Genomic DNA, 12,172 nt, shown 5'->3' on the forward strand with positions numbered 1-12,172 from the left:
TAATTTTGCTAAAATTTAAAAAAATAAAATGGGAAGAGCGTTTGAATATAGAAAAGCATCTAAAATGGCGCGTTGGGATAAAATGGCCAAAACTTTTTCTAAAATCGGAAAAGATATTGCATTAGCTGTAAAAGCAGGTGGCCCTGATCCCGAATCTAATCCTGCGTTGAGAAGATGCATTCAGAATGCAAAAGGCGCAAATATGCCAAAGGATAATGTAGAAAGGGCAATTAAAAAAGCTAGTGGTGCAGATGCCGAAAACTACGAAGAAGTAACTTATGAAGGTTACGGGCAAGGTGGTGTTGCATTTTTTGTAGAATGTACTACAAACAATACAACAAGAACTGTAGCTAATGTGAGAGCTGTTTTCAATAAATTTGACGGTAATCTGGGCAAAAACGGAGAGCTTGCTTTCATCTTTGACAGAAAAGGTATTTTTACCATTGAGTTATCTAAAATTACAATGGATTGGGATGACTTCGAAATGGAAATGATTGATGGTGGAGCTGAAGATGTTGAAAAAGATGAAGAGGAAGTAATGATCACCACCGCTTTTGAAGATTTTGGTTCTTTATCTCATAAATTAGATGAGCTGGGAATTGAAGCGAAAAGCGCAGAATTACAAAGGATTCCGAACAATACAAAAGAAGTGAGCGAAGAACAGTTTAAAGCCAATATGAAAATGCTTGAACGTTTTGAAGATGATGATGATGTACAGAATGTATATCATAATATGGAAATGACAGACGAACTTCTGAATTCTTTATAAAAATAATATTACATTCATATACAATTCATTTTCAATTAGTTTCTTTGTCTAAAATTATGAAAAGAAACATTGAATTGGTTGTTATTTCGGATGTACATCTTGGAACTTACGGATGTAAGGCTAAAGAACTTTTGAAGTATCTGAACTCTATTCACCCCAAAACATTGGTTTTGAATGGTGATATTATTGATATTTGGCAGTTTAAAAAGTCTTACTTCCCTAAGCCTCATTTAAAAGTAATCAAAAAGATTCTTTCTTTTGCTACAAAAAACACCGATGTATACTATATTACCGGAAATCACGATGAAATATTCCGGAAATTTACCGACTTCGAATTAGGTAAATTAAAAGTCTGCAACAAACTCTGCATGAATATTAATAACAAAAAGACATGGATTTTCCATGGTGATGTTTTTGATGCTTCCGTACAACATTCCAAATGGATTGCAAAACTAGGAGGTAAAGGATATGATCTTCTTATTATCATCAATAATCTGGTCAATTGGATTTTAGAGAAGGCAGGCAAGGAGAAATATTCATTTTCAAAAAAAATTAAAAACAACGTCAAAAAGGCGGTAAAATATATTGGAGATTTTGAACTGACTGCTTCAGAGCTTGCCATTGATAATGAATATGATTATGTAATCTGCGGGCACATTCATCAGCCTCAAATGCGTGAAGTTAGTAATAAAAAAGGATCTTGCATTTATCTGAATTCCGGTGATTGGGTAGAAAATCTTTCCGCTCTGGAATATAATCATGAGGAGTGGAAAATCTTTTATTATGATGACCATAAAGACTCTCTGCAGGAAGATAATTCTGAAGAAATTTATGATATCAATCACTCTGATTTGATGAAACTTGTAACTCAATTTACTTAAGATGAAAGTTCTTTACGCTTTTCAGGGAACAGGAAACGGGCATGTAGCAAGAGCACAGGAAATTATTCCGATTTTGAAAAAATACGCTTCTGTAGATACATTGATCAGCGGTCATCAATCACAGCTAAAAGCAGATTTTCCAATCAATTTTCAACATAAAGGAATTTCATTGTTATACAATAAGCGAGGCGGAATTTCATATAAAAAAATCCTGTTTGAAAATAATTTTTTAGAAGCTTTCAAAACTATAAAAGATATTGATCTCAGTAATTATGATCTGATTATCAATGATTATGAACCCATTACAGGTTGGGCTTGTAAACTTCAAAACCTGAATATGATTGAGCTGAGCCATCAGGCTTCAATGAGCTTTATAGAAACTCCAAAACCTGAAAAAAAAGATTTATTTGGTGAAATGATTCTTAAATATTATGTACCAAGTAAGCGTAAAATAGGTTTTCACTTTGAAAATTATCATCCACAGATCAAAAAGCCTGTTATCAGACAGAAAATAAGAAATCTTAATCCGGATAAAAAAGGATTTTATGTAGTATATCTTCCAAGTTTTTCAGATGAAAATATCATTAAAGTTTTAAATGATATTCCTGTTGAATGGAAAGTTTTTTCAAAAAATACAATGGCTCGTAAGAAAGCAAAAAATGTTGAAGTTTACCCTATTGATGAGGTTGAGTATTTAAAGCATTTTGAAACCTGTGAAGGGATTTTATGCAATGCCGGCTTTGAAACACCGGCAGAAGCATTGTTTATGAATAAAAAACTATTTGTAATTCCTATTCACAATCAGTACGAGCAGGAATGTAACGCAGCTGCTTTACATCAGATGGGAATTCCTAATTCTAAAATCCTTGACAAAAAACAAATCGAAAACTGGATTGATTCTGATCTGCATTTCAAAGTCGACTATCCTTATGATATTGAAGAAATTTTGCTGAAAGAAGTTTTACTGCTGTAAAAATACATCTTCTACATCATTCATTCTTCTCATCACAGCTCTTGCATACGAACAATGCGGATATACTTTCCAGTTGTTTTCACGCGAAAATTTAATGGCTTCCTCAACAAGAAACTTTCCCATTCCCCGACCTTCAAACTCTGGATGCACCAAAACAAAAGAAATAATCAATTTATTATCGTTCGGGAAAATGGTATAGGTAAGTCTTCCCACTTCTTTTATTTCATTATTGAGTGTGATGACCCCGCCGTTTCCTGATTTATTATTTTCGAATTTCATAATCTTTATTTTAATTAAAATTAAAAATACAAAAACTGCACCGTGGAGGTTTGGCAGATGAAGTATCAACTTATTATCAACTGCAAAACTCAAATGGGAGAGTGTTATTAATTTTGTCAGTAAAAAGAAAATCTTCAAAAAAACAGAATATTTTAAAAAGAAAATACAGAGTTTTCCGTTTAATTCTTAAATTTGACTAATGCGAAAGAATTTTTACCTTATAATTATATCATTTTGTCTTATGAGCTGTTATACGTATCAGGTTAAAAAACCGAACGATACGTCAATTAATAATGATCAGGATCCAAAGGAAAGAGAAGCTCTTGCCATGCAAACAAAAAACAATACTGCTGAATCACAAAAGCTGAATTCGCAGCTAACTTCTGCTCCAGTAAATATTCAGGAAAAACTTGCTCCTAATAAAAATTTTAAAATTGACGTTGAGGGAAGGAAATATAAAATCATTGTTGACAGATGGGAGAATGACAGTCTTGTTGCACATCCTGTTGGTAAACCAGATAGAATTCTGAAATTCCACAAGAATCAGATTGATGGAGAAAAAATTGCTGAAAAACGCTTTTCGCAACCTATTGCTGATATTATTACAGTAACCGTCTATGCCGGAATTGGCGTTGCCATATGGTCTCTTCTGCAGTGATTTTTAGTTTGTCAGATTAAGTATAATTGATTACAAATAAATTTAGAATTAACTATCCTTTCCTGTATAATAATTATAGTCTTTGATAATAATCCCGATAAATTGTCTTTCTGTCATTTCTCTGGGATCTACTTCCAGCTTCAAAATGCTTTTAATTTTATCCGAAAGCCTCGAAATGACGTGTCTGTCATCAATTCTCACTGCTTTCAGATAATTGTCTTTAATGATTCTCATATCATTGTCGGTAAGTGCGATTACCTGAGGAAAAGTCGGAATATAATCTTCCTGAATATTTTCTAAAATCGTATGCGAAATATTGATTTGATTTTTCAAAGAAATAACGGCAGTTCCTGAAGCAATATCGCCCAATCTCTGGTTGTTTTTTGAGATAATCATTGAAACTAAGCCTACCAATCCTAATAATGTGGTATCAATTAATCTGAAAACCCAGCGAATAAGATAATCTCCAAAACTTGCCTGATAGCCATCAATTTTTACAACACGGATTTTCATGACTTTTTTTCCGGGAGTCTGCCCTTCCATCAGGCTTTCAAAAACAATAGGATAGATAGAAGCAGGCAATGTCAAAACAATATAAACAGCACCTTGAGACCAGTCATCCATCCCATCTAAAATATAGCCTAAGTTTAAAACGCTAAAAAAAAGATAAAAAATAATGATAAGGTAAGCAATCTTAATGACGCCATCAATCAGGTATGCCAATATTCTTTCCCCAATGCTTGATATAGTGAAATTAATATTTACATTTTGAGAAGTATTTATCGCAATTTGAGACATATTTTTTATTATTTTAGCCTTACAATATGAGAGAAGTTTATTTTATCAAACAAAATAAAGAAAAATGGTTGGGAATTGAGCAGGTTATTCAGGGGAAAATCAAAAAAAATCCTGATGATTTGTCATCTCTGTATATAAACCTTATTAATGACTTATCTTTTGCGCAGTCTTATTATCCTAAAAGCAATACAACGATTTATCTGAATCATTTGTCGTCACAGATTTTTCAGAAGATTTATAAAACGAAACGCATTGAAGAGAACAGACTTCTGTATTTTTTTAAAACCGAAGTTCCGATGATTGTCTTTGAATATAGAAGGTATTTGATGTATTCCTTTATATTTTTCTTTTCCTTTATGCTGATTGGTGTGCTTTCGGCGAGTTACGATAAAGATTTTGTTAAGATCGTACTGAGTGAAGGATATGTGAATATGACGATTGAAAATATCAAAAACGGAAATCCCGTAGGTGTTTACCAGAGCGGATCGACGTGGGGAAGCACCATAGGAATTACCTTCAATAATATCATTGTTGGAGCCAAGCTGTATCTATACGGAATCTTTTTTGGCATCGGGACATTTTATGTATTAATGCAGAATTCTATTATGGTAGGAACCTTTCAGTATTTTTTCTACGAACATGGAGCTTTGGCAGACAGCGCAAGAGGAATATGGCTTCATGGGGCATTTGAGATTTTCAGCATGATTGTGGAAGGGATGTGTGGTTTGATTTTAGGCACCTCTATTTTGTTTCCCAAAACATTCTCACGATTCAATTCTTTCAAAAACGGATTCAAAAATTCATTCAAAATATTTTTAAGCACGATTCCTTTTACAATATGTGCCGGAATTATTGAAGGTTATGTAACGAGACATGCTTTAGATATGCCTTTAGTTTTAAATCTCATCATTATTTTTGGCTGTTTGGGAACCATCAGTTTTTATTATTTTTTTTACCCAAAAATCGTAAACCAGAGAATTAAAAAACAAATTCACAATGCAATTATATAAAAAAAGGGATTTCGGAGCCTTTATCAGTGATACATTTACATTTTTTAAACTTTATGGAAGAAATTATTATAAAAATTATCTTCTGCTCAATGGACTTTTGCTGATTCTTCTTGTTGTACTTTTTATATTCGGTTACAAAGAACTGTTCATGCAGGCTTTCGGATCTAATATCGGCGGGCAGAGTTATTATTTTGAAAATTATTTTCAGGAAAATATAGGAATGTTTATCACGACTGGTATTCTTACATTCATACTTTTTATGGCATTAATGATTGTGAATTACCTGTATCCCGTTTTCTACATGAAAAAACTGAATGAAGGAAAACAAAAGATCAAAGCAGATGATATCATGTCAGAATTTAAATCGAATGCAGGAAAAATAGGAAAATTAATATTGGGTTTGGTTTTTATTGTTGCTCCATTAGCTGTTATCGTTTTAGGAATTTCTTATGCAATGATATTAATTGTCATAGGTTTTTTTATTCTGTTTCTGGTTGCTCCCGTTGTGGTAAATATTGTCAATTTTTTGATGTTTGATTATTTTAACAGTTCAAGAGGTTTTTTCGCAAGTTTAAGCTATTGCATTCGTTCGCAGTTTTCTTATCCGAGTGCAAGAGAAGGTTCTCCATTCTGGAAGTATTGGGGAGCAACATTGGTTATTTACATCATCATTTATGTAATTACCCTAATTTTTACTATGATACCCATGATTCTTTTTATGATTAAAATTACGACTTCTGCACCCGATGGAAATTTTGAGCAAAATCCTTTTGCTGGCGGATTTGGAGTTATTTTATTTGTTACTTATGGTGTGTCATTACTTTTCTCATTTATTCTTTCTCATTTAATGTACGTAAATTCCGGACTGATGTATTTTGACAGCCGCAGAGATCTGCATCAGCAGCTTGATTTGCAGGAAATTGAAACTATTGGCGTTAATGAATAAGTTTTTTTTCTTACTGATCGTTTTTCTGAATCTTGGTCTTGTAAAAGCTCAGGAAGATTATACAGAAGAATATACCGAAGAAATTGTTGTAGATTCTGCGGTAACTTCGCATTATAGAAATATGTATGTTGCAGATTCTGTGTTGAAGACCAATCCTGTTACCGAGAATAATGTTTTTCAGAAAAAATTTAAAGAAAAATTAGGTTCCAGATATCAGGAAAAAGATTTCGATTATACGACTTCCAAGCCAAGAGAATCTTTTTTTGAAAAATTACAGCGGAAAATTGCTGAGCTCATCAGAAGCATTTTTGGAGAGACAAGTATAGAGACATCTTCACAGATTACCGCAGTTATTATCCGTCTTTTTGCGATTGTTTTGGTAGGATTTCTTTTGTATTTTTTAGTTAAATTTTTAATAAGGCATAACGGAAATCTGTTTTTTGGTAAAAAGAACAGAAAAGTAGAAATTAACGAAGAAGAGCTTTATGAGAATATTCACGAAATAAATTTCTCTCAAAGTATCGCCGTTTTTGAAAACGATAGAGATTACCGTTCGGCGGTAAGATACCAGTTTTTATTCATCCTCAAAAAGCTGAGTGATAAAAAACTGATCCAATGGAATCCCGAAAAAACCAACAAAGATTATGTTGCAGAATTGAAAACCGGAAATCTTAAAAATGACTTTGATGAGCTTTCTTATATTTTCGATTATGTGTGGTACGGAGAATTCAGCATTGATGAGGAGCATTATGCAAAATTCAAAAAACAGTTTCAAAATTTTAATGCCTAATTCAGGATGAACAGAACTTTCAAAATATATGCTGTAATTTTCATCATTATCATGGTGATTCTGGCGTTGTTTGAATTGAACAAGAAGGAAGTGGTAGACTGGCGGAAAAATTTTGATGTCAATAAAAAATCACCTTTCGGACTGTTTGTTTTCAATCAGGAGTCCAAAGATTTGTTTAAAAATAAACTCACAAAAGTAGATCTTTCCCCCTATAATTATTACTCGCAAAACAATCCTGCAAAAGATAAAAAACACAATATCTTAATTATAGAAAGTGAAATTGATGCAGAATCTTGGTATAAAATTTTGGAACAGGCAGAGAAAGGATCTAACGTGATGGTTATTGCTGGCAGAATTCCAAAAAAAATTTCAGATTCTATCGGTTTTTATATGTCGCAAATTTCTTTTGAAGAGAAAAACGTATTGAAACTCACAGATAGAAAATACATAGATGATTCTATAAAACTGGATAAGTTTCCTTCAGGAAAAGGCTTTTCTTATATTAAGCCTAAAGTGCAGGTTTTAGGAAAAACAGTTGAGGACGAAAATGATGATCAGGCTAATTTTATTAAAGCTCCTTTTGGAAAAGGTCATATTTTTGTTCACAGTGAGCCGCTTTTTATTACCAATTATTATCTTTTAAAGCCACAAAATTTAAAATACGCAGAAAATATTTTTTCTTATCTGGATGAAAATGAAACTTTATGGTTTACGGAAGCCAATACCAAAGAATCAACTTGGTCATTACGATTCATTTTATCAAACCCGTCTCTTAAATATGCTTGGTGGGTATTCTTAGGAGGTATGGTTTTATTTATATTTTTCAATGCGAAACGAAAACAGCGCATCGTTCCTGTTATTGAACCTCTTAAAAACACTTCGGCTGATTTTGTAAAAAGTATAGGAAATCTCTATCTTCAGGAAGGTGATTTTCATGATATGATGGCAAAAAAAGTACAGTATTTTCTAAATAAGGTAAGGATTGATCTTTTGATAGATACTCAGAATCTGGATGCTGATTTTGCGAAAAAACTTCAGCTGAAAACAGGGAAACCAGTGGAGATGATTGAGGAAGCGGTTGCTTTAATGAAAAAAGCAGAGAATCCTTATGCAAGTGTGATGAAAGAGGATTTGGCAAAAATGAATAGTCTTTTGGATGCGATTTTAAAATAAAGGTTTTATTCAAACAATTAAAAAACAAAACAATATGGAAGATAACAACGAAAATTCAGAATATCAACCTTCTGGAAATTTAGATATACAACAAGAAGAGCAAGAGCAATTTCAGTCAAGAATTGATATGATTGAGCTTCGTGAAAATTTAGATAAAGTAAAAACAGAAATCGCAAAAGTAATTGTCGGACAGGAAAAAATGGTCGAACATCTTTTGGCGGCATTGCTTTCTAACGGTCATGTTCTGATAGAAGGAGTTCCGGGAGTTGCGAAAACAATTACGGCAAAGCTACTGGCAAAAACTATTGATGTAGATTTCAGCAGGATACAGTTTACGCCAGATCTTATGCCTTCTGATATTTTGGGAACATCAGTTTTCAGCATGAAGAATTCTGAATTTGAGTTTAAAAAAGGACCCATCTTTTCAAGCTTTATTTTGATTGATGAAATCAACCGTTCTCCGGCAAAAACGCAGGCGGCTTTGTTTGAAGTAATGGAAGAAAAGCAGATTACCATAGACGGAAAACGCTATGAAATGGAAGAACCGTTTCTTGTGATAGCAACCCAAAACCCAATTGAGCATGAAGGAACGTACAGACTTCCTGAAGCTCAGCTTGACCGATTTTTATTTAAGATCAATGTAGGGTATCCTAATCTGGAACAGGAAATCTCAATCATCAAAAACCAGCACGATAACAGACTGGAAGATAAAACGGAAGCTGTAAACAAAGTTATTACTGCACAACAGCTCAATACTTATCAGAAGTTGGTGAAGGAAATTATTGTTGAATCTCAACTTATAGAATATATTGCAAAGATCATCATCAATACAAGAGAAAACCAATTTTTATATTTAGGAGCTTCACCTAGAGCGAGTTTGGCATTATTAACGGCTTCAAAAGCATTTGCCGCATTAAGAGGAAGAGACTTTGTAACTCCCGAAGACATTAAGGAAGCAAGTTATGCTGTTTTACGACACAGAGTCATCGTTTCTCCGGAAAGAGAAATGGAGGGATTAACTGCAGACGAGATTATCAGACAGATTCTGGAAGGTATAGAAATTCCTAGATAGGTTGAAAGTATTAGGTAAACGATTATAGTTGTAAGTTTTTCAACATGGCACATTTTAAAGAACTTTTAGTTTGGCAGAAGTCTATAAATTTTGTTACAGAAGTTTATAAAGAAACTGAATCTTTTCCTAAAACTGAAGTATATGGTTTAATATCTCAAATTAGAAGAGCTGTAGTTTCGATTCCTTCCAATATTTCTGAGGGAAATTCCAGAAGAAGTGTACCTGATTATTTAAAGTTTTTAAGAATCTCTAGAGGAAGTTGTGCAGAAGTTGAAACGCAATTAATTATATCAAAAAATCTCGGCTTTTTAAATGAGAAAAACTATTTGAAATTGAATCAAGATATTATTGAAATTTCAAAATCTTAAATGGTCTTATTAATTCCTTAAAGCAATAAACAAACCTGACTCCTAAAATCTAAAGTCTACAACCTTGAAATATCTATACATCAATACACGCTTTTTCTTTGCACTTATCGGGGTAGGAATGCTCTATATTTTGGCATTCTTCTTTCCGTTTTTTATGATATTGGGTCATTCGGTCTTACTGCTGGTGTTTTTTGTAATATTTGTTGATTATTTGTTAGTTTTCAGGCAAAAAGATGCCGTTCTGGCTCAGAGAATTTTACCTGAAAAACTGTCGAACGGTGATGAAAACTTCGTGAAGATTGATATTAAAAACAATTATCTATTTAAGATTAATGTCAAAGTCATTGATGAAATCCCTTTTCAGTTTCAGAAAAGAGATTTTTTGATTGCAAAAGAAATTCAACCCGGTAGAAATATTTTTTTTCAGTATTCATTAGAACCAAAAGAGAGAGGGGAGTACAATTTTGGAGCATTAAATGTATATGCTTCTTCACCGGTGGGTTTCATTTCCAGACGTTTTATTTTTCAGAAAGATGCTTCATTGGCAAGTTATCCGTCATTTATTCATCTCAGAAAATACGAATTGATGGCTTTGCAGAACGAGTTCCTTTTAGGCGGAATCAAAAAAATCCGAAAACTCGGACATACCATGGAATTTGAGCAGATCAAAGAATATGTTCCTGGTGATGATGTACGAACCATCAACTGGAAAGCGACTTCAAAAACGAACCGTTTGATGGTCAATCAATTTCAGGATGAAAAAGCGCAACGTATTTTTATGCTGATTGATAAAGGAAGAACAATGAAAATGCCTTTTAATGGTTTAAGCCTTCTCGATTATTCCATTAATGCAACGATGGCTTTGTCTCATATCATTCTGAAAAAAGGCGACCGGGCAGGAATGATGACTTTTTCCAAAAAAGCTGAGAATAAAGTAGCAGCAGATAATAAATCCGGACAACTGAGAAAAATTTCTGAAGCTTTATACAACATCAAAACTGATTTTTTTGAAAGTGATTTCAACAGATTGTATCAGGATGTTAAATATTCGCTTAATCAGCGCAGTCTGGTTCTTCTTTTTACCAACTTTGAAACTTTAGACGGTTTGAACCGGCAAATGAAATACCTTCGTGGAATTGCAAAAAATCATTTACTGGTGGTAGTATTCTTTAAAAATACAGAAGTTCAGAAGATCATTCATTCCAATCCTGAAACGATGCAGGAAATTTATGACGAAATCATTGCCGAGAAATTTGAATTTGAAAAGAAACTGATCATTCAGGAATTGCGAAAATATGGAATTTATTCAGTTTACACACTTCCGGAAAATCTGAATGTTGAGGTAATTAACAAATATCTTGAGATCAAAGCGAGAGGGATTTTATAATGTTTATTGGCAACTCATGAAAAAATATTTGAAACCTTTTTTTCGAATTTTTGTTGCTTGGTTTTTAATTCATTCGTCCTATATTATTTTTGATGGGTTATATGATAAAAACGGAAAAGCAGATGCAGCAATAGTTTTAGGTAACAAAATTAACGAAGACGGAACTCCCTCCGATAGACTGAAAGCCCGCCTTGATAAAAGCATAGATTTATTCAGACAAAGCAGAGTTAAAACAATTATCGTAAGTGGAGGTTTGGGAAAAGAAGGTTTTTGGGAAGGCAATAAGATGAAAGAGTATTTGATTCAAAATAAAATTCCGGTGAATAAAATTGTTGTTGATAGTTTTGGTAATGATACCGAATTGACTGTGAAAAACTCCATCATGATAATGGATAGTCTGAAACTGAAAAGTGCGATCGCAGTTTCACAGTATTTCCATCAAAGCAGAACCAAAGCTTTATTCAGAAAAAAAGGATTTAATAATATTGAAAGTTCCAGCCCTGTTTATTTTGAAATAAGGGATGTTTATTCTTTGTTTCGTGAATTTGTGGCGTTTTATAAAGAGATTTTCTAATTTATTCAAATTGCTGAATTCATTTTGTAATTTTGTGGAAAGCAATAAGCAAAATGAAAATTACCTTAAACCGTATCAACGACGATTATTTATTTGAATGTACCAATGCTCAGGGAAATTCAATTCTTTTGGATAATACAACACAACCCGGAGCGAAAGGCGTTTCTCCAATGGAAAGTGTTTTAATGGCTGTTGCAGGATGCAGCGGGATTGATGTGGTTTCCATTTTGAAAAAACAAAGACAGGAAATTACCGGTTTTAAAGCAGAAGTTGAAGGTGAAAGAATTCCTGTGGAGGAAGCAAAACCATTTAAGTCAATAATGGTGAAATTTTTTATCGAAGGAAATGTAGACCCTAAAAAAGCTTTGAAAGCTTCAGAATTATCTTTCGAAAAATACTGTTCGGTATCTAATACTTTAGAGCCCAACGTAGAAATTGGCTACGAAGTATTTGTGAATGGAGAAAAAGTTGAGGAGTAGGGTGAGAGAGAAACA

At 33.0% G+C, this 12,172-nt stretch carries 15 protein-coding genes; 13 read left to right on the forward strand and 2 right to left on the reverse strand.

Annotated elements, in window-relative coordinates; genetic code table 11:
• Positions 1 to 28 precede the first annotated feature (28 nt).
• Genes FOL89_RS14070 through FOL89_RS14080 form a run of 3 tightly spaced genes read left to right on the forward strand, consistent with a single transcriptional unit; the run spans position 29 to position 2,623 of the window.
• The gene (locus tag FOL89_RS14070; protein ID WP_144283436.1) at positions 29 to 769 is read left to right on the forward strand and encodes a YebC/PmpR family DNA-binding transcriptional regulator; all 741 of its coding nucleotides are present in this window, start codon (positions 29 to 31) and stop codon (positions 767 to 769) included.
• Positions 770 to 825: 56 nt separating this feature from the next.
• Positions 826 to 1,650: a UDP-2,3-diacylglucosamine diphosphatase gene (locus tag FOL89_RS14075; protein ID WP_144283437.1), complete on the forward strand. Its 825-nt coding sequence runs from the start codon at positions 826 to 828 to the stop codon at positions 1,648 to 1,650.
• A 1-nt stretch (position 1,651) separates the two neighbouring features.
• A complete protein-coding gene (locus FOL89_RS14080; RefSeq protein WP_144283438.1) occupies positions 1,652 to 2,623 on the forward strand; it encodes a glycosyltransferase family protein in 972 nt (323 codons plus the stop codon).
• Here FOL89_RS14080 and FOL89_RS14085 read toward each other — a convergent pair.
• Positions 2,612 to 2,902: a GNAT family N-acetyltransferase gene (locus FOL89_RS14085; protein ID WP_144283439.1), complete on the reverse strand. Its 291-nt coding sequence runs from the start codon at positions 2,900 to 2,902 to the stop codon at positions 2,612 to 2,614. The two genes, FOL89_RS14080 and FOL89_RS14085, sit on opposite strands and share 12 nt — an antisense overlap.
• 241 nt (positions 2,903 to 3,143) lie before the next feature.
• Between FOL89_RS14085 and FOL89_RS14090 the strand changes: the two genes are divergently transcribed.
• Positions 3,144 to 3,560: a hypothetical protein gene (locus tag FOL89_RS14090; protein ID WP_228444925.1), complete on the forward strand. Its 417-nt coding sequence runs from the start codon at positions 3,144 to 3,146 to the stop codon at positions 3,558 to 3,560.
• A 48-nt stretch (positions 3,561 to 3,608) separates the two neighbouring features.
• On the opposite strand, the gene FOL89_RS14095 is transcribed toward FOL89_RS14090, so the two are convergent.
• On the reverse strand, positions 3,609 to 4,358 hold the full coding sequence (locus FOL89_RS14095) for an RDD family protein (RefSeq protein ID WP_144283441.1): 750 nt from the start codon (positions 4,356 to 4,358) through the stop codon (positions 3,609 to 3,611).
• A gap of 26 nt (positions 4,359 to 4,384) precedes the next feature.
• On the opposite strand from FOL89_RS14095, the gene FOL89_RS14100 reads away from it, so the two are divergent.
• The 9 genes from FOL89_RS14100 (at position 4,385) to FOL89_RS14140 (ending at position 12,157) form a co-directional block, all read left to right on the forward strand.
• Positions 4,385 to 5,368, forward strand: a complete 984-nt coding sequence (locus FOL89_RS14100) for a stage II sporulation protein M (RefSeq protein WP_144283442.1) — start codon at positions 4,385 to 4,387, stop codon at positions 5,366 to 5,368.
• Positions 5,355 to 6,314 (forward strand): DUF4013 domain-containing protein, encoded by a 960-nt coding sequence (locus tag FOL89_RS14105; RefSeq protein ID WP_144283443.1) that lies wholly within the window; start codon positions 5,355 to 5,357, stop codon positions 6,312 to 6,314. Before FOL89_RS14100 ends, FOL89_RS14105 begins: the two co-directional genes overlap by 14 nt.
• Positions 6,307 to 7,104 (forward strand): DUF4129 domain-containing protein, encoded by a 798-nt coding sequence (locus FOL89_RS14110; protein ID WP_144283444.1) that lies wholly within the window; start codon positions 6,307 to 6,309, stop codon positions 7,102 to 7,104. The genes FOL89_RS14105 and FOL89_RS14110 overlap by 8 nt, the downstream gene beginning before the upstream one ends.
• A 6-nt stretch (positions 7,105 to 7,110) precedes the next feature.
• The gene (locus FOL89_RS14115) at positions 7,111 to 8,277 is read left to right on the forward strand and encodes a hypothetical protein (RefSeq protein ID WP_144283445.1); all 1,167 of its coding nucleotides are present in this window, start codon (positions 7,111 to 7,113) and stop codon (positions 8,275 to 8,277) included.
• Positions 8,278 to 8,311: 34 nt separating this feature from the next.
• Positions 8,312 to 9,349 carry an AAA family ATPase gene (locus tag FOL89_RS14120; protein WP_144283446.1) on the forward strand — a complete coding sequence of 346 codons (1,038 nt, stop codon included), beginning with the start codon at positions 8,312 to 8,314 and terminating at the stop codon, positions 9,347 to 9,349.
• A gap of 44 nt (positions 9,350 to 9,393) precedes the next feature.
• Positions 9,394 to 9,717 carry a four helix bundle protein gene (locus FOL89_RS14125; RefSeq protein ID WP_228444926.1) on the forward strand — a complete coding sequence of 108 codons (324 nt, stop codon included), beginning with the start codon at positions 9,394 to 9,396 and terminating at the stop codon, positions 9,715 to 9,717.
• 64 nt (positions 9,718 to 9,781) lie between these two features.
• Complete coding sequence (locus FOL89_RS14130; protein ID WP_144283447.1) at positions 9,782 to 11,104, forward strand: DUF58 domain-containing protein; 1,323 nt, start codon at positions 9,782 to 9,784, stop codon at positions 11,102 to 11,104.
• A gap of 16 nt (positions 11,105 to 11,120) precedes the next feature.
• Complete coding sequence (locus FOL89_RS14135; protein ID WP_144283448.1) at positions 11,121 to 11,678, forward strand: YdcF family protein; 558 nt, start codon at positions 11,121 to 11,123, stop codon at positions 11,676 to 11,678.
• A 53-nt stretch (positions 11,679 to 11,731) separates the two neighbouring features.
• The gene (locus tag FOL89_RS14140) at positions 11,732 to 12,157 is read left to right on the forward strand and encodes an OsmC family protein (protein ID WP_144283449.1); all 426 of its coding nucleotides are present in this window, start codon (positions 11,732 to 11,734) and stop codon (positions 12,155 to 12,157) included.
• Positions 12,158 to 12,172 lie beyond the last annotated feature (15 nt).

The sequence above is a fragment of the Chryseobacterium echinoideorum genome (assembly GCF_007474535.1).
GTDB classification, from domain to species: domain Bacteria; phylum Bacteroidota; class Bacteroidia; order Flavobacteriales; family Weeksellaceae; genus Chryseobacterium; species Chryseobacterium echinoideorum.